This window comes from Sphingomonas sp. P2_B6, from assembly GCF_056404755.1.
Genome location: NZ_JBFUDK010000001.1, coordinates 550,357 through 572,440 on the forward strand (window position 1 = coordinate 550,357; position 22,084 = coordinate 572,440).

Annotated in this window: 15 protein-coding genes; 4 read left to right on the plus strand and 11 right to left on the minus strand. The window is 67.1% G+C overall.

The genetic code is table 11. From position 1 onward, the window contains the following. Nucleotides 1–61: 61 nt before the first annotated feature. The 4 genes from AC1DX5_RS02355 to AC1DX5_RS02370 all read left to right on the plus strand — a co-directional run bounded on the left by AC1DX5_RS02355 (nucleotide 62) and on the right by AC1DX5_RS02370 (nucleotide 7,555). Nucleotides 62–1,840, plus strand: a complete 1,779-nt coding sequence (locus AC1DX5_RS02355; protein WP_465171732.1) for an IlvD/Edd family dehydratase — start codon at nucleotides 62–64, stop codon at nucleotides 1,838–1,840. Nucleotides 1,841–1,914: 74 nt separating this feature from the next. After that, nucleotides 1,915–3,666, plus strand: coding sequence for a glycoside hydrolase family 43 protein (locus AC1DX5_RS02360; protein ID WP_478013997.1), 1,752 nt, complete (start codon nucleotides 1,915–1,917; stop codon nucleotides 3,664–3,666). 458 nt (nucleotides 3,667–4,124) lie between these two features. Beyond that, nucleotides 4,125–6,362 (plus strand): copper-transporting P-type ATPase, encoded by a 2,238-nt coding sequence (locus tag AC1DX5_RS02365; protein ID WP_478013998.1) that lies wholly within the window; start codon nucleotides 4,125–4,127, stop codon nucleotides 6,360–6,362. After that, nucleotides 6,359–7,555, plus strand: coding sequence for a serine hydrolase domain-containing protein (locus tag AC1DX5_RS02370; RefSeq protein WP_478013999.1), 1,197 nt, complete (start codon nucleotides 6,359–6,361; stop codon nucleotides 7,553–7,555). Before AC1DX5_RS02365 ends, AC1DX5_RS02370 begins: the two co-directional genes overlap by 4 nt. Nucleotides 7,556–7,567: 12 nt before the next feature. Here AC1DX5_RS02370 and AC1DX5_RS02375 read toward each other — a convergent pair whose 3' ends face one another. The 11 genes from AC1DX5_RS02375 to AC1DX5_RS02425 all read right to left on the minus strand — a co-directional run bounded on the left by AC1DX5_RS02375 (nucleotide 7,568) and on the right by AC1DX5_RS02425 (nucleotide 22,083). Beyond that, nucleotides 7,568–8,866 carry a glycoside hydrolase family 1 protein gene (locus AC1DX5_RS02375; protein WP_478014000.1) on the minus strand — a complete coding sequence of 433 codons (1,299 nt, stop codon included), beginning with the start codon at nucleotides 8,864–8,866 and terminating at the stop codon, nucleotides 7,568–7,570. After that, nucleotides 8,863–9,585, minus strand: coding sequence for a TetR/AcrR family transcriptional regulator (locus AC1DX5_RS02380; protein ID WP_465171727.1), 723 nt, complete (start codon nucleotides 9,583–9,585; stop codon nucleotides 8,863–8,865). Before AC1DX5_RS02380 ends, AC1DX5_RS02375 begins: the two co-directional genes overlap by 4 nt. After that, nucleotides 9,582–11,291: a carboxylesterase/lipase family protein gene (locus tag AC1DX5_RS02385; protein WP_478014001.1), complete on the minus strand. Its 1,710-nt coding sequence runs from the start codon at nucleotides 11,289–11,291 to the stop codon at nucleotides 9,582–9,584. Before AC1DX5_RS02385 ends, AC1DX5_RS02380 begins: the two co-directional genes overlap by 4 nt. Beyond that, a complete protein-coding gene (locus tag AC1DX5_RS02390) occupies nucleotides 11,285–13,573 on the minus strand; it encodes a TonB-dependent receptor (protein WP_478014002.1) in 2,289 nt (762 codons plus the stop codon). The genes AC1DX5_RS02385 and AC1DX5_RS02390 overlap by 7 nt, the downstream gene beginning before the upstream one ends. 154 nt (nucleotides 13,574–13,727) lie before the next feature. Next, a complete protein-coding gene (locus AC1DX5_RS02395) occupies nucleotides 13,728–15,815 on the minus strand; it encodes a TonB-dependent receptor plug domain-containing protein (RefSeq protein WP_478014003.1) in 2,088 nt (695 codons plus the stop codon). A gap of 29 nt (nucleotides 15,816–15,844) precedes the next feature. Then, nucleotides 15,845–16,720, minus strand: coding sequence for a hypothetical protein (locus AC1DX5_RS02400; RefSeq protein WP_478014004.1), 876 nt, complete (start codon nucleotides 16,718–16,720; stop codon nucleotides 15,845–15,847). A 114-nt stretch (nucleotides 16,721–16,834) separates the two neighbouring features. Next, on the minus strand, nucleotides 16,835–18,457 hold the full coding sequence (locus AC1DX5_RS02405; protein ID WP_478014005.1) for a M56 family metallopeptidase: 1,623 nt from the start codon (nucleotides 18,455–18,457) through the stop codon (nucleotides 16,835–16,837). A 2-nt stretch (nucleotides 18,458–18,459) separates the two neighbouring features. Continuing rightward, entirely contained in the window at nucleotides 18,460–18,843 is a 384-nt protein-coding gene (locus tag AC1DX5_RS02410; protein WP_478014006.1) for a BlaI/MecI/CopY family transcriptional regulator, read from the minus strand. Between the two features lie 63 nt (nucleotides 18,844–18,906). Further along, nucleotides 18,907–19,755, minus strand: a complete 849-nt coding sequence (locus tag AC1DX5_RS02415; protein ID WP_478014007.1) for an aldose 1-epimerase — start codon at nucleotides 19,753–19,755, stop codon at nucleotides 18,907–18,909. Between the two features lies 1 nt (nucleotide 19,756). Next, entirely contained in the window at nucleotides 19,757–21,199 is a 1,443-nt protein-coding gene (locus tag AC1DX5_RS02420) for a sugar porter family MFS transporter (RefSeq protein WP_478014035.1), read from the minus strand. Then, on the minus strand, nucleotides 21,196–22,083 hold the full coding sequence (locus AC1DX5_RS02425; RefSeq protein WP_465171719.1) for an SMP-30/gluconolactonase/LRE family protein: 888 nt from the start codon (nucleotides 22,081–22,083) through the stop codon (nucleotides 21,196–21,198). Before AC1DX5_RS02425 ends, AC1DX5_RS02420 begins: the two co-directional genes overlap by 4 nt. Nucleotide 22,084: the final 1 nt, after the last annotated feature.

The following is a 22,084-nucleotide window of genomic DNA, read 5'->3' on the forward strand; positions in this document are numbered from 1 at the left end:
CGTTGAGCGTAACGGATCTTTGCGTTAGCGGTACCATTCGAGACGACCAGGAGAGGCCATAGTGCAGCGTGAACCCGTAAAGCCATTCCGTTCGCGGGACTGGTTCGCCGATCCGGAGCGCTCGGACATGACCGCGCTCTATCTCGAGCGGTTCATGAATTACGGCATCACCGCCGCCGAACTGCGCAGCGGACGGCCGATCATCGGCATCGCCCAGACCGGCAGCGACCTGTCGCCATGCAACCGCATCCATGTCGATCTCGCGCGGCGCACCCGCGAGGGCATCCGCGACGCGGGCGGCATTCCGATGGAATTCCCGACGCATCCGATCTTCGAGAATTGCCGCCGCCCGACCGCGGCGCTCGACCGCAACCTCGCCTATCTCGGCCTGGTCGAGATCCTGTACGGCTATCCGATCGACGCCGTGGTCATCACCACCGGCTGCGACAAGACCACGCCGTCCGGCATCATGGCCGCCTCGACCGTCGATATCCCGGCGATCGTGCTCTCCGGCGGGCCGATGCTCGATGGCTGGCACGAGGGCGAACTGGTCGGATCGGGCACGGTCATCTGGCGGTCGCGCCGCAAGCTTGCCGCGGGCGAGATCGACGAGGAGGAGTTCCTGCGCCGCGCGACCGACAGCGCGCCCTCGGCCGGGCATTGCAATACGATGGGCACCGCCTCGACGATGAACGCAGTCGCCGAAGCGCTCGGCCTGTCGCTGCCCGGTTGCGCCGCCATCCCCGCGCCGTACCGCGAACGCGGGCAGATCGCCTATGAGACCGGCCGGCGTATCGTCGACATGGCCTATGAGGATCTGCGGCCGTCGAAGATCCTGACGCGCGAGGCGTTCCTCAACGCGATCCGCACCATCACGGTGATCGGCGGTTCCTCCAACGCGCAGCCGCATCTGATGGCGATGGCGCGCCATGCCGGGGTCGAGCTCCACCCGTCGGACTGGACCGAGCATGGTTATGACCTGCCGCTGCTCGCCGATGTGCAGCCGGCCGGGCGCTTCCTCGGCGAACGGTTCCACCGCGCCGGCGGCGTGCCCGCGATCCTGCACGAACTGGCCGAGGGCGGCGTGCTCGATGGCGGCTGCCTGACCGTGACCGGGCGCAGCATCGGCGAGAATATCGCCGGCCGCGAGTCGCGCGACCGCGAGGTGATCCGCCGCTTCGCCGAGCCGCTGAAGGAGAAGGCCGGGTTCCTCGCTTTCTCGGGCAATCTGTTCGACTTCGCGATCATGAAGACCAGCGTGATCTCCGAGGAATTCCGCAACCGCTATCTCAGCCACCCCGGCAAGGAAGGCGTGTTCGAAGGCCGCGCGATCGTGTTCGACGGATCGGACGATTATCATCATCGCATCAACGATCCCGCGCTCGAGATCGACGAGAACTGCATTCTCGTCATCCGCGGTGCCGGCCCGATCGGCTGGCCAGGCTCGGCCGAGGTCGTCAACATGCAGCCGCCCGACGCGCTGATCCAGCGCGGCATCGCCTGGCTGCCGACCCTCGGCGACGGGCGCCAGTCGGGCACGTCGGACAGCCCCTCGATCCTCAACGCCTCGCCCGAGAGCGCGGTCGGCGGCGGGCTCGCCTGGCTGCACACCGGCGACGTGATCCGCATCGACCTCAACACCGGGCGCTGCGACGTGCTGGTCGACGAAGCCGAGATCGCGCGGCGCAAGGGCGGCCCCGCCCCGGCCTTCCCGTCGAGCAACACGCCGTGGGAAGAGCTGTACCGCGAAAAGACCGGGCAGCTGGAGGATGGCGCGGTGCTGGAGATGGCGGTCAAATATCGCGGCATTGCCGCGAAGACGCCGCGGCATAACCATTGAGGCGTATGGGGCATCCTGCCGGTCGAACCAACCTCGCTTCCCCGGCGAAGGCCGGGGTCCAGTTGGACAGGTCGATGCAACGAAGCGCAGCTTCCGCCACGGGCCGTCCCCAACTGGGCCCCGGCCTTCGCCGGGGAAGGAAGGGGTGGAGCGAAACGATCACCAAGGGTCTGCGGGTCGCGATCACCGCTCTGCTGGCAGTGCCGCTGATGGGCGCGGTCGCGCCGGCGGCCCCTGTCGCCCGTTTCGCCTGGTTCGACTATAGGGGGGAGGACCCGGTCGACCGGGCGATGAAGGCCGGACCGGACACGTATCGCAACCCGGTCCTGCAGGGATTCTATCCCGACCCGTCGATCCTGCGGGTCGGCCGGGATTATTATCTGGTCAATTCGACCTTCACCTATTTCCCCGGCCTGCCGGTGTTCCACAGCCGCGACCTGGTGAACTGGACTCAGATCGGCAATGCGATCGACCGGCCGGGCCAGGTCGATTTCAAGCAGCTCGGCACGTCGCGCGGCATCTATGCGCCCGACCTCACCTACCGCGCCGGCATTTTCTACATGGCCGGAACGTGCGTCGATTGCGGCGGCAATTTCGTGATGACAGCGAAGAGCGCCGCCGGCCCCTGGAGCGACCCGCACTGGAACGCGATCGAGGGCATCGATCCCTCGCTGTTCTTCGACACCGACGGATCGGCCTGGATCCTCAACAATGGCGTGCCGGAGGGCAAGCCGCGCTATGACGGCCACCGGGCGATCTGGATCCAGCGCATCGATGCGACGACCCTGAAGCCGTTCGGCCCACGCACGGTCATCGTGGACGGCGGCGTCAGGCGGGCGGACAAGCCGATCTGGATCGAGGGGCCGCACCTGTTTCGCAAGGACGGGTGGTACTATCTGATCGCGGCCGAGGGCGGCACCGCGGAGAACCACAGCGAAGTGGTGTTCCGCAGCAAATCGGTCACTGGCCCCTATGAGCCGGGGCCGGTCAATCCGATCCTGACTCAGCGCACGCTCGATCCGGCACGGCCTTTCCCGATCGCCTCGACCGGCCATGCCGATTTCGTGACGACGCCGAAGGGCGACTGGTGGAGTGTGTTCCTCGGTACGCGGCCGTACAAGGACGATTTCTACAATACGGGCCGCGAGACCTTCCTGTTGCCGGTGCGCTGGCGGAACGGCTGGCCCGAGGTGACCGCACCCGGGGCGGCGGTGCCCTATGTCCATGCCCGGCCCGCGCTGGCGCGGGGCAAGGCCGCACCGATACCCAACAGCGGCGCCTTCCATGTGCGCGACGAGTTCGCCGGCACGAAACTCGCGCCCTATTGGGTGCAGATCCGGGCGACCGATACCGGCTGGCGCCGGCTGTCCGGCGGCGCGCTGGCGATCGATGCGCGTCCGGTGGCGCTGGGCGGTGCGGGCCAGACCGCGTTCCTCGGCCGAAGGCTGCAGCATGGCTGGGCCACGGCGGAGACAATGGTGGACTTCACGCCGAGGCGCGAGGGCGACCGGGCGGGGATCGCCGTGGTGCAGGACACGGCCTATTTCTACGCGCTGACGCTGAACGGGACGGCGATCACGGTGGAGAAGCGCAGCGGTCCGAAAGACCCGGTCGATGGTATAGTCGTTGCTTCCACCCCCTACGCCGGCACGCGCGTGCGGCTGCGCATCGTGCTGCGCGGCGATCGGTGCGACTTCCTTTATGCGGGCGCCGACGGGCGCTGGCATATGCTGGCGAAGGACCAGGATGCGACGATCCTGAGCACGAAGATAGCGGGCGGCTTTATCGGTGCGATGGTCGGCCCGTTCGCGCGGGCGAGCGATTAGCGCGGGGAGATATGGGACACCGGACTGTCCCGTTTCGCCGCGCTGCCCCGTAGAATATTCCTGTTGGAAGCTTCGGCGCGGCGCCCAGTATTCGCCGATTTTCGCGACCCACCTGCGAAGGGGCCGGAATCGAGCCCTATTACGGGCCTGCACGGGGTTCGCAGTATCGGCCAGTATAAATGTTGGAACGCCAAGAACGCGCCGACGAACAGACGCGCGACACCAATTGAGCGGGGACTGGCCGAATTTCGCGACCCCCGTCGGTTCCTGTATCGGCGTTACTCGCGAATAGTTGCCGCATGAAATCTGTATTGGCACGCCCGAGGCCTTTCGCCTTCGCCGGCACTGACCGCCGGGCCGAGCATGATATTCCGACGATGAAGACCAGTGAATCGCCGCAATAAGGGTGTTCCCGCATTGCACGGTTCGTGATGCCCGATGAAAGCAGAGGTCGCCGGATGAGATCGCAACGTTTGCGGCGTGCCGGCTGGAGAAACGCCGTGATCGCTTCGCACGATAACCCGCACTCCCATGCTTCGCCCGCTCCCGGCGAGGACCGGCACGCGGCCGCAGCGCCGCCGGGGACGATCTGGACCTGCCCGATGCACCCGGAAATCCGCCGGGATCGCCCCGGCGCCTGCCCGATCTGCGGCATGGCGCTGGAGCCGCTGGTGGCGAGCGTCGATGCCGGGCCGAACGCCGAAATGATCGACATGACGCGTCGCTTCGTGATCGGCCTCGCGCTTGCGCTGCCGGTTTTCCTGCTGGAAATGGGCGGACATCTGGTGCCTTGGCTCCATCACCTGGTTCCGCCAAGGGTTTCGGGCTGGATCCAGTTCGCCCTGGCGACGCCGGTGGTGTGGTGGGCAGGCTGGCCCTTCTTCGCCCGCGCCTGGACGTCGCTGCGCACGCGCAACCTCAACATGTTCACGCTGATCGCGATGGGGACCGGGGTCGCCTGGAGCTACAGCGTCGTGGCCTTGACGGCACCGGCGATCTTTCCGGCGACGTTCCTCGGCATGGACGGATCAGTCCCGGTCTATTTCGAGGCGGCGGCGGTGATCACCGTGCTGGTGCTACTCGGCCAGATGCTCGAATTGAGGGCGCGCGCCTCCACCTCGGATGCGATCCGGGCGCTGCTCGACCTGGCCCCGAGGACCGCGCGGCGGTTGAGCGCGGACGGCAGCGAGGAGGAAGTCGCGATCGAGCTGATCGCGGTGGGAGACAGGCTGCGGGTGCGCCCGGGCGAAAAGGTGCCGGTCGATGCGATCGTCGAAGACGGCCGATCGGCCGTGGACGAATCGATGCTCACCGGCGAATCGATGCCGGTCGCCAAGGCGCCGGGGGACCAGGCGATCGGCGGCACGCTCAACCAGAGCGGCGCGCTGATCGTGCGCGCGCAAAAGATCGGCCGGGACACGATGCTGGCGCGCATCGTCGCGATGGTCGCGCAGGCGCAGCGATCGCGCGCACCGATCCAGCGCCTGGCCGACCGGGTCGCCGGATGGTTCGTGCCGGCCGTGCTCGGCATCGCCCTGCTCACCTTCGCCGCCTGGGCGATCTGGGGCCCGGCGCCGGGTGCGGCGCACGGCCTGGTCGCTGCCGTCGCAGTGCTGATCATCGCCTGCCCCTGCGCGCTCGGCCTGGCGACCCCGCTGTCGATCCTGGTGGGCGTCGGGCGCAGCGCCGAGCTGGGCGTGCTGATCAAGAATGCCGAGGCGCTGGAGCGGCTCGAAAAGATCGACACGCTCGTTGTCGACAAGACGGGAACACTCACTGAAGGCAAGCCGAAGGTCATCCGGATCGTCGCCGGCGCGGGATATGACGAGCGCACCCTGTTGCGATTGGCGGCGGGGGTCGAACGCGCCTCCGAACATCCGCTCGCGCTGGCGATCGTCGCCGCGGCCGAGGCGGAGGGGCTGGCCATTCCGGCGGTCAGCGATTTCGATTCGCCGAGCGGCCGGGGCGCGACCGGCAGGGTGGACGGCCAGGCGATCACCCTGGGCAATGGCCGCTTCATGGCGGAAGGCGGGATCGCCACCGCCGCGCTGGACGGGCAGGCCGATCTGCTGCGCCGCGACGGGGCAACCGCGATCTTCATCGCGGTGAACGGCGTCGCGGCGGGGATCGTCGCGATCGCCGACCCGGTCAAGGCGACCACGCCCGACGCGCTCGCCGCGCTGCGCCGCAAGGGCATCGCCGTCGTCATGCTGACCGGCGACAACCGGACCACGGCCGACGCCGTCGCGCGCCGGCTCGGCATCGACGAGGTGGAAGCCGACATCCTGCCCGAGGGCAAGAGCGCGGTGGTCGAGCGGCTGAAACAGGCGGGCAAGATCGTGGCCATGGCCGGCGACGGGGTGAACGATGCCCCGGCGCTCGCCGCGGCCGATATCGGCATCGCGATGGGATCCGGCACTGACGTCGCGATCGAGAGCGCCGGCGTCACGCTGCTGCGCGGCGACCTGATGGGCATCGTGCGCGCGCATCGGCTGAGCGAGGCGACGATGGCGAACATCCGGCAGAACCTGTTCTTCGCCTTTTTCTACAATGCGGCGGGCATCCCGGTCGCGGCGGGGCTGCTCTACCCGTTTTTCGGCATCCTCCTTTCCCCGGTCATCGCCGCCGCTGCGATGACCCTGTCCTCGGTGAGCGTCGTCGCGAACGCGTTGCGCCTGAGGAGGGCCGCGCTGTGAGCGTCGGTGACGCATCGGGCCTGCCGCTGATCCGGGGCGAGGTCGCGCCGGGCTTCGAGCCGGTGCGGCGCGCGTTCATCGAGAATTTCACGCATCGCGGCGAGCTGGGCGGGGCATGCTGCGTCTATCGTCACGGCGAAAGGGTCGTGGACCTGTGGGGCGGCGTGCGCGACCGCGCGACCGGGACGCCGTGGCAGGCCGACACGATGGTGCTGGTCCATTCCGCCACCAAGGGGCTGGCGGCGATGACGGCGGCGCTCGCCCAGTCGCGCGGCTGGCTCGATTATGACGAGCGGGTGTGCACCTATTGGCCGGCATTCGCGCAGGCCGGCAAGGAACGCGTCACGATCCGGCAGCTGCTCGCCCATCAGGCGGGGCTGCATGCATTCGACGAGCCCGTCGACCATGCCGTCATCGCCGATCCCGCCCGGCTGGCGGGCGTCATGGAGCGGCAGCGGCCGGCCTGGGAGCCGGGCACGCGGCAGGCCTATCACGCCATCAGCCTGGGCTTTTACCTGGGCGAGATCATGCGGCGCGTGGATCCGCGGCATCGCAGCCTGGGGCAGTTCTTCCATGAGGAGATCGCATCGCCGCTGGGGCTGGATTTTTATATCCGCCTGCCGCCGGATATTCCCAATGCCCGGCTCGCGCCGCTCGAATCGCCCGGGATGCTCGCGATGTTCCTCACCCTCCCGCTCCGGCTCCAGATCGACCTGCTACGGCGGCGTTCCCCCTTCCACCGAGCCATGATCGCGAACCCGGGCACGGTGCTGTCCTATGATCCGGAGCATATCTATACGCGCGATTTCGAGGTTCCATCGGGCGGCGGCGTGGGCTCGGCGCGCGGGATCGCCCGCGCTTATAGCGCCTTTGCCGCGTGCGACGGGGATCTCGGGCTGAAGCAGGAGACGATCGACCTGCTGATGGCGCCGGCACGCCCGCCGACCCATGGTTTCTACGACGCGGTGATGCGCGGCGAGGCGCAATTCTCGCTCGGCTTCATGAAACCGAGCCCGCAATGGCCCTTCGGGCATGACGGCGCGTTCGGCGCGCCGGGGGCCGGCGGGTCGCTCGGCTATGCCGACCCGCGAACCGGGATCGCCTATGCCTATGTCACCAACCGGATGGGCACCGCGCTGACCGGCGATCCACGCGACCTGGCGTTGCGCGACGCGCTGCGATCGCTGGCATGAGGCGCGCGGCCCTTACCGGCCGCGGATGAGGCTCGCAAAGTGCCGCGTGCTGGGTTTCAGCGTGCGCACAAAGGTCTGGCGGTCGACGGCGACCATGCCGAAATGCTGGCCATAGCCCTGAGTCCATTCGAAATTGTCGAGCAGCGACCAGTAGATATAGCTTTTCACGTCGATGCCCTCGTCGAGGCATTTCCGGACCTCGGCGAGGCTGTCGTCGAGCCAGGCGATACGGCGGGTGTCGTCGTCGGTGGCGATGCCGCTTTCAGTGACGAAGATCGGTTTCTTCGTCTTGCGCGCGGCGAGGCGGATGGTGTGGCCGAGCGCCTGCGGATAATATTCATAGCCCGCCGCGGTCATCTCCGTGCCGGGCGGTGGCGGCACCACACCCTTCGCGTCGAGCCGGACCCTTGTATAGGTCTGCACCCCGACGAAATCGCTGGCGTTCACCGCATCCCACCAGTCGCCATACACCATCGCCTCGATGCGCGGGGCGAGGCTGTTCTCGCCGACCGGCTCGATCGCCTGAGTCGACAGAGTAACGCCGACGGGGAAGTCGCCGGGGCCGGCCTTGATCGCCTGATAGGCCTTGGCATGCGCCTCGAGCAGATGCGCATCGATCCGGTCCGGGTCAGCGAACAGGATCGAGGAGAAGCCGGGGGAATTGGTCGCACGGGCGGCGGCGGCGATCATCGCGGTGCGCTTCGCCCGGTATTCGGGCGTGGCGCCCATGCGCAGCAGCTTGGCGAGCAGGTGGATATTCGCTTCGTTGAACGGGGACGCCATGCCGATCTGGTCGCCCAGCGCGCGGGTCGTGCGTTCGCAGAAACGGGCGAACAGCTCGGCGCTGTCGGGGGCCTCCCACCCGCCGCGTTTGGCGAACCAGAGCGGCACGGTGAAATGATTATAGGTGACGATCGGCAACAGGCCGTGCGCGCGGCACGAGGCGAGCACCTTGCTATAATGATCCAGCTCGGCCTGGGAGAAATGCCCGGCTTCGGGCTCGATCCGCGCCCATTCCACGCCGAAGCGGTAGCAATTCAGCCCGATTGACCGGGCGATCGCGAAATCCTGATCATAGCGGTGATAGCTGTCGCAGGCATCGCCCGACGGATCCTTGTAGACCGTCTCGGCCAGGTTCTCGAGCAGCCAGCTGTCGGAATTCACGTCATTGCCTTCGCTCTGGTGCGCCGAGATCGCCGCGCCCCAGAGGAACCCCTTCGGCATCGCGCGCAGCGTCGCCGCGCGGGCCGGCGAGACGCCGACCGCCGTGGCCGCCGCCAGCCCTGCCAGCACGTCGCGCCTGGTCGTCATTCCGATCCTTTCCCGGTTGCCGGCTTCTGGCAGATGGCATGGAACCCCGCGGCCATGAACTTCGCCATATGCCGCTTGATCGATTCGAAATCATTGGACGAGCACAGGCCGTGCGACAGCTGGTCGAGCCGGCCGGTGCGCGCCATGTTGTGCGTCATCGCGCCCGAGACGAAGTGATAGCCCCAGAAGATCGTTTCCTCGTCGCAATCGGGCATCGCTTTCTTGAGCAGGTCGATCAGCGCGAGGACGACGGGGTTGAAATATTTGGTCATCTTGCCCGCGCCCCAATCCGTGGCGCTGTTGGCCTGGGCGGCGATCTTGCCGAACGCGATCCATTGTTCCGCATCGTCGATCTGGACGTTGAGGTCGGCATCGATCCAGGCGTGCAGCGCGCCCTCGACCGTGACCTTGTCGCCCATTTCCTCGGCATAGCGCCGCATCGCCTCGAGCCGGTTGCGCGCCGAGATCGGCGCCTTGCGCGCCCAGACCGCCTCGTAGATGCTTTCCTTGCCGTTGAAATGATAATGGATCAGCGTCGAGCTGACCCCGACCCGCGCGGCGACGTCCTTCAGGGTGACGCCGTGATAGCCGAATTCGGCGAACAGCTGCTCGGCGGCGTCGAGGATGCGCTCCATCGACGCCTCGCGCACGCGGGCCTTGTGATTGCGCGCGCGCGGGGCCGGCTCGCCTTCCAGCATGGCTTGATCGGTATTGCTCATCGTGACTCTGGTTGCCGGGGTGCGGCAGGCGCGTCAACGCCGCCGCCGCGGTTCGCCGCCTGCGCCGGAAAGGCCGAGAAGCCGATATCGTACCGCCAGCCGCGCCCCTCCCGCAGCCGCCGTGCGACCAGCGCATCGGCCCAGGCAAAGGCCGCGGGCTGGAGGCGGCGCCCGGCGGAAGGACGGTCGTCGATATCGAGATAGAAGGGTCGGCGGGCGGTGTAGCGGGGCCACGGCACCGCACCCGGCGCCGCCGGGACGCCGGCACGGACGAACGAGACCCAATAGCGCATCATCGCATCCGACAAGCGCGCCTCCGACTCCGTCAGCGGCGGGCGCGGCCAGTTCGGGCCGAGCGTGGCCGATGGACCGACCTGGCCGAAGATATAAGGCAGCTCGCTGGCATGGAAGGCAGCGAGATCGCGGGCGCGTTGTGCCGGGGTGCTGTGCCGGAAGAAATAGAGATAGGCGGGCTGCCCGGCCGCCGCCTGTTGCCGCACCAGATATTGGGCGGCCCAGCCGTACAGGCCGTCGCGGACCGACGCCATCACGTCCGCCCTCGGATCGGCCCCGGGATAGACGGCGAGATAAGCGTCGGCCGCCGCACCGAAACGGCGCCGCACATCGGCGACATAGGCGGCCTGGCTGTCGGGCGCCCTGGGCATCAGGAAGAGCAGCGAGCGGATCTCGCCTTCGTTGAAGCCGGCGAGGACGGGCACCTTCGCCTGTTCGCCGCGCGCGAAAGTATCGGCGAGCTGGCGCTTCAGCAGGGTGCCGTCGATCACCGGCTCGGGTTGCCAGCCGGTCGCGAGGCCGGCCTTGAACAGGACAGCGGGATCGGCCGCGCGAAGGGCCGCAGCATCCGACGCCCCGGCGGCCTTGGCCAGCGCCGTGCCCGCCGCCTCGGCGGAGGGCAGGCCGCGCGTTTCCGCATGCAGCGCGCGATAGGAGGGCATATAGCCGCTCTGCACGATCGCCCGGGCGAACAGGCCCCGCGCCGCCGGGCTGGCCAGCAGGGCGATGGCGCTGAGGCCGCCGGCCGATTCTCCGGCGATGGTGACCCGGCCGGGATCGCCCCCGAACGCGGCGATATTGGCCCGCACCCAGCGCAGCGCCTCGATCTGGTCGAGCAGGCCGTAGTTGCCGGAAAGGTGCCGCGGCGATTCAGCGCTCAGCGCCGGATGCGCCAGATAGCCGAGCAGGCCGAGCCGATAGTTGATCGAGACAAGCACGATGCCCTGCCGCGCCAGTTTCGCGCCGTCATAGAGCGGCTCGGAGCTGCTGCCCCCCGACAAGGCCCCGCCATGAATCCACACCATCACCGGCAGCTTGCGGGCACCGGCCGGCGCCCAGACGTTGAGCGTAAGACAGTCCTCGCTCGTCGCGACCATGCCGCCCGAATAGAGGCCGGTCGGCGACTGTGGCGGCTGAAGACAGGCATGGCCGAACGACCGCGCATCGCGGACGCCCTGCCAGCCGGGCGCCGGAGCGGGCGGTCGCCAGCGCAGCGCGCCCGTCGGCGGCTTGGCATAGGGGATGCCCTTGAAGGCAACCACCTTCCCGGCGGGATCGGCCATGCCCTGGAGCATGCCCTGGCGAATGCCGACCCGTGCCGCATCGCCGGGCGCGCCCGCCGCGGCGGTGACGGCGAGGCACAGCGAGGCGATCGCCGCCGAGCGCAGGAGCGGCCCTTTCGCGATCACCACAGATTATAGCCGATCCGCACGCCGAACGTCCGCGGGCGGACGATCGCGTAGCGGCTGTACACGAACGCCTCGGGATGGATGTAGGTGGTCGCGCGGCTGTTCCCGACATTCTCCATATAGAAGGTCACCGACAGATCCTTGAGCGTGATGCCGGTCTGCAGGTTGAGATAGGTATAGGCGTCGGTATTGTCGTAGAGCGGGCTCAGCACCCCCGGCTTGCCCGGCGTGTTGGGGAAGCCGTTGGGGAAGGACCCGACATGCTGGAGCTGGAAGCTGGTAAAGCCCCTGGCGCCGCTGCCCATGTCGTAATTATAGGCGCCGAAGAACGACCCCTGCACGTGCGGCGAGGCGAGGCGGGAACCGTTCACCGCGCCCGAAATCGCTGCTTCCTGCTTTGAAAGCTCGGTCACCTTGGCTTCGTTGAGCGAGCCGTTCAGGCCGAACAACAGCCCCTTGAACGGCGCGACGGTGATCTCCGCCTCGATGCCCTTGCTCGACGCCCGCCCGACATTGGTGGCGAACTGGACCGAATCCGACTGGCGATTGGCCTGAACCTGGATGTTGCGCCAGTCGATATAATAAGCGGCGAGGTTCGCGGTCAGCTTGCCGCCGAGGAAGCGGCCCTTCAGGCCGAGTTCGTAATTGATGAGATTGTCCGAGCCCGCCCCCGCCGGGATGACGAGGTCGGTCGGATCGACGGCGCTGACGCTGCCCGCGCGCCCGTTATAGACCGGCGTGCGATAACCAGTGGAGACGGTGGCGTAGGTCGTCAGGTTGCGGGACGGCTTGTAGCTGAGGCTCGCCTTCCACGACGCCTTGCTCGCCGAGGGGTAGCGCGCGGTCGCCGCCCCATTCGGCACCAGTGCGAGCGGCCCGGCGATGCCGAACAGCGCATAGGTGAAATAGGCGGTGTTGAAGCCGGGCTTGGTATCGACCGTACCGCCATATTTGCCATAGCGCGCGCCGCCGGTCGCGGTGAGCGTGTCCGTCAGATGATAGCTGATCTCCCCGAAACCGGCGAGTTCATAGGTGCGCGAGACACTGCCGAAAGAAGCGAAGGTCGTACCGGGCAGGCCGGTGATGCGGCGGGCGGCGAGGAAGGACGCGCTCGACAGGTCGCGTCCGTTCAGGTCGAGATTGCGGTGCAGGTAGAAGCCGCCGACCACCCAGTCGAATTTCCCGCCCGCATCGGAGGCGATCCGCGTTTCCTGGACGAAGGTCTTCTGGCGATAATCGTCGTCGAGATAGAAGGGGATGGCCTGGGCAATGGGCACGCCCGTGGCGAAGGTGCCGGCGAGATCGACGTCGAAATCGCCATCGGCGATCGAATAGGTCGAGGAGCTGGTCAGGTGGGCGCCGTCGAACTGATAGTCGATCGTGCCGTTATAGACCTGCGTGATCGAGGTATAGCGATCGGGGATCGAGCTGTAGCGCTTGCGGTCGCCGAGCGACGGCGAGGTCAGCGCCGAATCCTGCGGCTCGCTCTTCTCATAGGAGCCTAGCAGCTTGATGCTCAGCCGGTCGGTCGGCTTCCAGAGCAGGGTGGCGCGGCCGCCCCAGTCCTTCAGCGTGTTGGCATTCTTCACGCCCGTCCCGAGATTGTCGACATAGCCTTCCTCGTTCCGGTAATAGCCGACGACGCGCAGCCCGAGCTTGTCATCGACCAGCGGCACGTTGACCATGCCGTTATAGCGCTGGCGGATGCCGCCGCCGTCGGGCGTGAGGCCGATATCGACCAGGGCGGACGCATCATATTTGGTGAGGTTCGGGCTTTTCGTCAGGATGCGCAGCGCGCCCGACAGCGAGCCCGAGCCGAACAACGTGCCCTGCGGCCCGCGCAGGAACTCGACCCGCTCGATATCGTAGAGATTGGGGCTGAGCGTCACCGTGTTGCCGATCGTGCTGAGCGGCAGCTCGTCGAGATAGATGGTGGTGGTGGTCTGCAGCCCGGCGCCCCAGCCATTGGTGGAGATGCCACGCGCGGTGAAGCGGGCATTATTGTCGCTCGCCTGGTTGAGCACGACGCCCGGGGTTTCGCGCGCGATGCCCTCGAAGCCGACAATGCCCTTCTGAGTCAGTTCCTCCTGCGAGAACGCCGTCACGCTGAGCGGCACGTCCTGCAGCCGCTCGTTGCGGCGGGTGGCGGTGACGACGATGTCGTTGGGATCGGCCGCGCCTCCGTTCTGGCTGGTCGAATCAGGCGCGGCGCTGGTCTGCGCTGCGGCGGGAGCACCCGCGACGATGAGCGCGAGCAGCGACGACGTATAGGCAAAGCGGTTCATGTCCCCTCCTTGTCGCTGCCGCGTCTTGGTGACGCTGGTCCGCGAACGTGGGGACCATGACATAGCGGGAGGCGATGTCAATACTGACTGTTGAGTAAGTCAGTATTGATGCTGCGACGGCGTTTCATGCGGCGACATCGGCACGGCCATCCCGCTAGAAGCTCCCTTGAACCGACAGCGTGAAGATCGGCCCGACGCGCTGATGCTGACGTTCAAAGAAGCTCACCGGCGCACCGTTGCGACGGCCGGAATAGACCGTGCGGTAATTGCGGACATGGCCGTTGTTGAGGTTGAAGACCTGGAAGTTCACCTTGAGGCCCTTCACATCCTTCAGCTCGACGAATGCGCTGGCATAGGGGCCCTCCCAGTTCTGGTTGATCTCGTCGAGATAGTAGGCAAGCCCATAATGCTGGAACGAGAGGCCGCCGCCCCACGCGAACTGCGTGCCGGGAACATCGTGGCGCAGCGTCAGTTCGGCCCAGCGATCGCGCGTGTTGCTGATCACGCGTTCGGTGCCGGTCAGCGGGTCGCGCACGCGGCTCCGCTCCAAGCCTAACTCCGCATCGAGCTTGGCCCCCTTCCAGCCCAGCGGGTCGAACTGGATCGTGCTGATGCTCTCGATGCCGAGCCGGGTCGCGCTCGGCAGGTTGCCGACCGCATCTCCGTCCACGCCCACCGGTATGTGGTCGACAATGTCCTGGACCCAATAATGGTAGAGCTTGAGCCGTGTCTTGCCCCACCGCCCGAAATTCCGGGCGACCTCCCCGGTCGCTTCCCAGCTTTGCGGCGGCACGAGATTGGGATTGGCGTCGTTCTCACGATTATTGGTGATGTCCTGGTTGGCGAGGAAATCGTAGAAACTGATCTGGCCGACCTTGCGCTCGACCTTGAGGCTCGCATCCCAGCCCCTGGCGGGGCGCCAGGCGAACGAGGCGCTGCCTTTCGGCCGGAAGAAACGACGTGCCGGCTCGGTGCTGCCCAAATCGGCCAGCTCCGAATATTCGGCGCCGCCGGCCAGTTGCAGATCGAGAGTGCCAGTCAGCGGGCGGCTCAGAGCAACGATGCCTTCATAGCGCTTTTCGACGACGATCCCGCTGCCCTGCGGAAAGGGGATATCGGCATAGCTGCCGTCCGGCCTCAGGCTCGCCAGCGTGCTGGTCTGCGCGAGGCGGTTGTCGGCACGCTCGAGTGAAACGGTCCAGTTGTTGGCACCGCCTTTCCAGCGATATTCCAGCCGGCCGATCGTTTCGCCCGTCTTCGAATCCTGGCCGTAGCGCGTGCCGGTCGAGGGCGCCCCGCTGTCATAGTCGGTCCGCTGGTCATAGGTCGCCGGCGCATGCTCGAAGTGGCGCAGGCCGATCAGCTTCAGCCGGCCGCCGGCCAGCGGCACCGAGATGTCGCCGCTCACGTCATATTGGAAACCATAGGTGCGGCGGCGATTGTCCCAGTCGTTATCGTCACCGTCGACGCGCACGCGCCGCTGGAAATTGTCGCCGCGATTCCAATAGGGGTTATAGGCGAGATTGAGGTTTGCCTGGATCGGGCCGTTGCCGCCATATTTGAGGATGGCGGAGACCTTCGCCTGATCGAAACTGTTCCAGTAAACTTGGTCACGCGTCTCCACCAGCGCGCCGGTCGACGACAGGATTCGATAGTCGTCCCCACCCATCGCCCCGCGGCCGGGGCTGTTCTCCACGGACAGCGTATAGCCGAGCGCGCCGCTCGTCCCGCTATAACTGACCGATCCGGCGAGCCAGCGCGGCTTCGCGTAATGGAGACGCAGCTGCGGATTCCAGCTGTAATTGCCGCTGGCCTTGCGGTTGGCCTTGAGGATCACATCGGCGATCTGCCCGGTGAGACCGGCGATGCCGAGCGAAGCGGCTTCCTTGATCTCGATGCGTTCGACGTCGTCGGCGGGCACCTTCTGCAGCTGCGCGATGGCCCCGCCGGTCTTGTCGGTGGCGCGCTGGCCGTTGATCAGCACATTCTCCGAAGCCTCGCCCAGTCCGCGCGTGTCGTCGGCGCTGCGAATGGTGAAACCCGGCACCTGATTCAGCATGTCATAGGCAGTCCTGGGCGCGAAGCGCGCGAAGTCGGCCGGCGTGAAGATCTTCGCGCTGGTGGGCGCGGGCTCGCTATTGGCGGGGCTGGCCGGATCGACCTGCGCCTTCGCCGAAACCGGCGCGAGCAGCGTCGCCGATACCGCCAGCCATTCGCCGGCACGACGGGCCGTCAACGTCATACGACGCCGGGGATTCGAAGGTGCGCGGCTCATTTGCCGGCCCCCCGCTTGCGGGGGCCGACACCCGCGATCCGCAATTTGATCAGGTCGCGGGCCTCGAGGTCCCTCCCCCCGTCCTGGCCAAAGGCACGGACATAGTCGGGCGTGACGCCGAAGATGCGCATCTGGATCAGCGTCTCGGGGGTGAGGTCACGCAGGCCGAGGGCGCGCATCGACCGCACATAATCGGGTGTGACGCCGTGAATGCGAAAGGCGAGCAGATTGTCCCGGCCGATCCGGTCGAACCCGAGCCGGGCATATTCCCGGATCGCGTCGGGCGTCACGCCGTGGATCTTGAACGCGACGAGCGTTTCGATCGCACCGCCCTTGTAACCCGTGTTCGCGAAGCCGCGCACCAGGTCCGCGGTGATATGGAAGATGCCGAGCTGGACCATTTCGTCGAGCGTGGGCGTTGCCCAGCCCTCGGCGTGCAACGCATCCAGCACGTCAAACGACACGCCACTCATAATGAGAACGAAGCTCTGCTCGCCGTTCGGCCGGGCGATGCCGCGCGCCGCGAGCCGATCGGCAAAGGCGGCGTTCGGGGCCAGCGAGCAGGTGCCGTCCGCGCGGCGATCATGGCTGAGCCCTTCGCATGAAAGCGTGCCTGCAGGACGCACCAGGCGAAACTGGACGCGGCCGCCGCGGTCGAAGGCGTCACGCGCCAAACCATCCAGGTCGGACAGCGGCAGCGACTGGGACCAGTTGTTGCGCTGTTGCCGCCCGGCATGGCGCTCGACGCGCAGTTCGATGTCGGAGGCGCCGCCAGGATGCATCTCGAAATGGAGGCGATCAATCGTGGCTGGCGGGGCGGCGGATGCGCAGCAGGCAAGCAGCATCGCGGACGCGAGCAGGGAACGAAGCATGGCAGGGTCTCCTGGTGAGGGCAAAGCGGTGCCCTTCGCCCCGGAAGGGGGCGTTCGGGCAGTGCGATTTCTGGACGTGCGGTGGGGCGGAGGCGGGTGGCCGTTACGAGCTCGTTACGGGTCGTCGCTCTCCCTATCGGGGTCGAAGCCTACGGCTTTCAGCCCCGTCAGCTTGTCGGGCGAGGTGACGTCGATCCCGCGCGCCCTGAGCTTGCGCACATATTGGGGCGTGACGCCGAGGCTGATCATGCCCTGATAGTCGTCGAGCGAGCCGTTGACGCCGAGCTTGCGCATCGCGCCGATATAGGCGGGATCGATCCTGAGAGCCCGCGCGCCGAGCAATTGCTCGAAGGTCCCCGACAATCCCGCAGCGCGCATGTCGCGGACATAATCGGGCGTGACGCCCAGCGATCGTGCCTGCACCAGCTGGTCGGGCGTGAGGTCGGGCCAGCCCGCCTGCGCCATGGCGCGCTTATAGTCGAGCGTGACGCCGACGGCGCGCATCGCGATGATCTGGTCGACATCCACTCCTTGAGAACCGCGATCGGACGAGCCGGTTTGTGAAGCCGCGACGGCGCGAGCGGACAGTTTCTCCTGCAGGGCCACTTGCAGCGCAGGGCTTGTCTCAACCAACGCACGGCCAGTAGCGGAAGCGGGAGCAGGAGCCGACGCGATGGTCGCGGTATGTGCCGATTCGGACGCGGTCGAGGCGGCCTGGCTCGGCGCGAACGTCACCGCGGCAAGCGGCGCGGCCATGGTGAGCATGCCCGCAGCGAACCCCGCCACCCACGACTTGCCCGAAGGCTGGCGCGCCGGGCTGACGTCGAGCACCCGCGCCACGCGGCGGCGCAATGAATTCTTCGCCGGCGCGACGCCGTGCGCGCCGAGCAGCACGCCCCGGCATTCGTGGCGGGCGACACCGATCAGCAGCTCGGCATAGTCGGGCCCGTCGATGTCGGCCGCGAGCACGGCATCGTCCGCCGCTTCTTCGCGCAGCTGATGCGCCTCGCGCGCCAGCACCCATGCCAGCGGATTGAACCAGAAGGCGGCGGTGGCGACACGGGCGAGCATCAGCTTGGCCCAATCGAGCTGGACGACATGCGCGAGCTCGTGCGCGATGATCGCCTCGGCCTGTTCCGGCGCGCGGGCCGCGGCGTCGCTGAGCAGGATCGTCGGGCGCATCAGGCCCCAGCTGATCGGCGAGGCAAGCTCGTTGCTTCTGAGCAGCGCCGTGCCGCTCTTGAAGCCCATCCGCCGCTGCGCCCGGGCAAGCGCGGCCAGCCATTCGGGCTCGACCAGCACTTCCGCACGCTCGCGCAGTCCGACCAGGCGAAACAACGCAGCAATAGTGAGCAGCAGCAATGCCGCGGTTGGCACCAGATAGGCATGCCGCGCCATGACCATCACGGCGTCGCCGAACCGCGAAGGCTGTTCAGATATGGCTTTGGCCTGCTGTTCTGCCTGAGAGGGGACGGCCCTCCCGCTGGTCAGTGCGGCTTGTGGGGCCGCGATGCCGGGTGGCGCCGTGGCCTCGACGAAGCCCGCCACGGACTCGGGCAATGGCAAGGACAGCGACGGCAGCGCCAGGCCCGCAAGCGGCAGCGCGACCAGCGCGAACAATCCGAGATGCGCGATGGTCGATCGCTCGGCGGCCGAGCGGCGATGAGTCAGGCGCAACAGCAACAGCGTCGCTGCCGCGACCAGCAGCGATTTGAGCGCGAGGAGCAGCACGGCCATCGTTATTCCCCCCGGCCCTGCGCCCGTCGCGCTTCGGCGATCATCGCCTCGAGAGCGTCGAGCTCGCGCGCATCGGGCTGCTGCGCCATGCCCAGCAGCGCGCTGGCGGCACTGACCGGCGATCCGTTGAAGAAGGTGCGCACCACCTGGCTGAGCGCGGTCCGCCGCGCCTGGGTGTCGGGCAAGGTCGGCGAGAAGACAAATCCCCGGTCGCTCTCCTCGCGGTGCACGAAGCCCTTGTCTTCAAGCCGCTTCAGCATCGCGCGCACCGCCGACCCCGTAAGCCGGTCCGGCAATGCATCGCAGATTTCCGAGACGGTCCTCGCGCCCCCTTGATAGAGCAGGTCGACGATCTGGCGCTCGCGGGGCGGCAATTGCGAAAGCATGGCTTACCTCATTGGCTACAAATGTAGCGTGCTACATTTGTAGCGCGAGCGCAAGCGGTAGTTTCAGTGAGGTTCCAGGCCGATCCGCATCGTCAGCACCAGGGATCCACCCGGCGGCAACAGATCGAACATCGCGCCCGGCCGGTTGAACGCGTCGGGCAGATGGCTGACCGGTTCCAGACAGCAGAAGCTCTCGCCTTCCGGGTGGAAAAGATGCAGGTCGCGCGCGCCCCTGGCAGTCAGGCGGACGACATGGTCGCCGCGGTCGAGCGTCGCACGCCCGTCCCATCGCTCATAGCTATGGTCGATGAAACCGGCGTCGGAGATCGAGGCGCCGGCTGCCCAGTCCCCGAAATGGTCGGCGGCAACGGCCTCGCTCGGGATCTGGAGGGCGTCCGTCAGCCATAGCCTGGCGGCGTTGAGGCGCAGGCGCGTCCCCGGCGGGATCGCGAAATAGGGGTGCAGCCCGATCCCCGCCGGCATCGGCTCGCGCGACGCGTTGGCGAGCGTCAGGGTCACGCACAGCCCGTCCTCGCCGAGGCTGAACACCTGCTCGGCGCGGTAACGCCACGGCCAGCCACCGCCCCCGTCATGGACATGGATGAGTCGCGCCCGGGCGGAGCCTGCTTCCACGACCTTCCACGGACGCTGCCAGCCGAAACCGTGCAGGGTGTTGGGGTGATCGCCGAAATTGAGCGGCAGGACGATGTTGCGCCCGCTGAAGCGAAACCGCCCGCGTGCGATGCGGTTGGCATAGGGCACGAGCGGGAAACAGGCGCTCTGCAACGGATCGGTGACGCCGTCCGCCGTGGGGCGCAGGATATCGGCGCCCTCGAATTTCAGGCTGCCGATCGCGCCCCCGAGCGCGGGGAGGAGCGTCAGCGCCCACCCCGCGCCCGAGAACTCGATCATGTCAGCCTTCCATCGCTTCCAGCTCGCGACCCTTGGTCTCGTTCACCAGTGCCTTCACGAAGAAGAAGGAGATGAACGCGCTCGCGGCGTAGAAGCCATAGGTGACCGGCAGGCCGATATTGGACGCCATCCAGGGGAAGCTGACGCTGATCAGGAAGTTCGCGCCCCATTGCGCGAGGCCCGCGACGGCAAGGCCCGAGCCGCGGATCTGGTTCGGGAACATCTCGCCCAGCATGACCCACATGATCGGGCCCCAGCTGAGGTTGAACAAGAACGAGTAGGCGAGCGCGCTGCCGAGAGCGATCTTGCCGATCATCGGTGACATCTCCGGACCATGTGCGCCGACCGTTGCGGTCGAGAAGGCATAGGCCATCAGCGCGAGTGTGACGGCCATGCCGACCGAGCCGATCAGCAGCAGCGGCTTGCGGCCGACCCTGTCGACGATGGTGATCGTCACCAGGCAGGCGGCAATCGAAACCAGCCCCGAGATGATGTTGATGATCAGCGCGTCATTCTCGCTATAGCCGACCTGCTGCCACAGCACCGACCCGTAATAGAAGACGATGTTGATGCCGACGAACTGCTGGAACACGGCAAGGCCGATGCCGGCCCAGACGATCGGGCGGACCTTGCCGCTCGCATCGAGCAAGTCGGCGAATTTCGGCCGGTGATGATCGGCGGCGAGGCTGTCGCGAATCTCGGCGACTTTTGCGCGGGCGGCGTCGGCGCCGAACAGTTTCGTCAACACCACTTCGGCCTCGGCATCGCGGCCCTTCATCGCCAGATAGCGCGGGCTTTCCGGGATCAGCAGCAAGGTGAAGAGATAGAACACGGCCGGGATGACCTGCAGCCAGAACATCCAGCGCCAGGCCGGATAATCGAACCACAGATTCTGGGTCGAGCCGCCGGCACTGTGCGCCAGCGCGTAATTGGCGAAAAAGGCGCCGGTCAGGCCGGTGATGATCATCACCTGCTGGACGCTCGACAGCCGGCCGCGGATGTTCGCGGGCACGACCTCGCTGATATAGACGGGCGCAAGCACGCTGGCCGCGCCGACGCCGAGGCCGCCGATGATCCGGGCGAGGATGAACATGATCGACGAGGTAGCGGCACCGGCACCGAGCGCGCTGATGATGAACAGAACGGCGGCGATCATCATCACGCCGCGGCGGCCGATGACATCCGCGAGGCGACCCGCGATGAAGGCGCCGGCGGCACAGCCCAGCAGAATTGCACCGACATTGAGGCCAGTGCCGAGCTTCGACAGGTCGAAGGCCTTGTTCAGCCCCTCCTGCGTGCCGTTGATCACACCGCTGTCATAGCCGAACATGAATCCGCCGATCGTCGCTACCGCCACGATCAGCGCGATAAAGGCCATATTGACCCGTCCCGCCTCTGGTGTTGCCATGGTCTTGTCCCTCTCCGTTCCTGTTCTACTTGTTATGCGCTGACCCGAAGTGACGCCTCGGTCACCGGCAGCCCCGGCACCGCGACGTCGAACGCGAACAGATCCCCTGCCTCAGGTTGCCCCGCCAGCGCTTCCGCGTCGAGCCCCTTGCGGGCGGTCGTGACAAAGGCAGTCTTCAGATCGGGACCGCCGAACGCGATCTTGGTGACGTTCGAGACCGGCAGCTTGACCGTCTCGAGCAACGCGCCGTCGGGCGCATAGCGGCGCACGCCCCAGCCGAAAAACAGGCCGGTCCACACGCAACCCTCGCTGTCGACGACCGGGCCGTCGGGATAGCCCGCGCCCTCCTCGATCGTCGCGAAGACGCGCATCGCCCCGAGCGAGCCGTCGTCATGGACGTCAACCGCATGGATGATCTTGCCGAGCGTATCGGTGTGATAGAGCGTCCTGCCATCGGGCGAGACGGTCGGGCCGTTGGTGATCGAGACCGGCGGCAGGCCGGTATCGACCACGCCGTTCGCGTCGAGCGCGTAGAGGCGTCCGCTCAGATCGGCTTCGCTGTCGTCCATCGAGCCGAACAGGATGCGGCCGCGCGCGTCGGTGGTCGCATCGTTGAGGCGGTTGCCGGGCAGATGCGCTTCCGGCCTATGCAGCGGGGTAAAGCCGCCGGTCGCCGAGTCGAATCGCTCCACGCCGCGCTGCATGCCGACGATGAAACCGCTGTCCTGTTCCGGCAGGACCCAGCCGATCTGCGACGGGGCGTCCCAATGCTTCAGCGCACCGGTCGCCGGATCGAAGCGGTAGATCCGCTTCTCCTTGATATCGACGAACCACAGCGCGTTTTCCCGCGCGACCCAGACAGGTCCTTCGCCCAGCGTCGCCCCGACGCTGCAGACCCGGCGCGGCGAGCCTGCGACCATC

Coding starts and splice junctions, on each gene's coding strand:
- AC1DX5_RS02400 (WP_478014004.1), bottom strand. CDS start 16,720: ATGCTTCGTTCCCTGCTCGCGTCCGCGATGCTGCTTGCCTGCTGCGCA.
- AC1DX5_RS02425 (WP_465171719.1), bottom strand. CDS start 22,083: ATGGTCGCAGGCTCGCCGCGCCGGGTCTGCAGCGTCGGGGCGACGCTG.
- AC1DX5_RS02410 (WP_478014006.1), bottom strand. CDS start 18,843: ATGCTTTCGCAATTGCCGCCCCGCGAGCGCCAGATCGTCGACCTGCTC.
- AC1DX5_RS02405 (WP_478014005.1), bottom strand. CDS start 18,457: ATGGCCGTGCTGCTCCTCGCGCTCAAATCGCTGCTGGTCGCGGCAGCG.
- AC1DX5_RS02365 (WP_478013998.1), top strand. CDS start 4,125: ATGAGATCGCAACGTTTGCGGCGTGCCGGCTGGAGAAACGCCGTGATC.
- AC1DX5_RS02375 (WP_478014000.1), bottom strand. CDS start 8,866: ATGACGACCAGGCGCGACGTGCTGGCAGGGCTGGCGGCGGCCACGGCG.
- AC1DX5_RS02380 (WP_465171727.1), bottom strand. CDS start 9,585: ATGAGCAATACCGATCAAGCCATGCTGGAAGGCGAGCCGGCCCCGCGC.
- AC1DX5_RS02360 (WP_478013997.1), top strand. CDS start 1,915: ATGCAACGAAGCGCAGCTTCCGCCACGGGCCGTCCCCAACTGGGCCCC.
- AC1DX5_RS02395 (WP_478014003.1), bottom strand. CDS start 15,815: ATGACGTTGACGGCCCGTCGTGCCGGCGAATGGCTGGCGGTATCGGCG.
- AC1DX5_RS02390 (WP_478014002.1), bottom strand. CDS start 13,573: ATGAACCGCTTTGCCTATACGTCGTCGCTGCTCGCGCTCATCGTCGCG.
- AC1DX5_RS02415 (WP_478014007.1), bottom strand. CDS start 19,755: ATGATCGAGTTCTCGGGCGCGGGGTGGGCGCTGACGCTCCTCCCCGCG.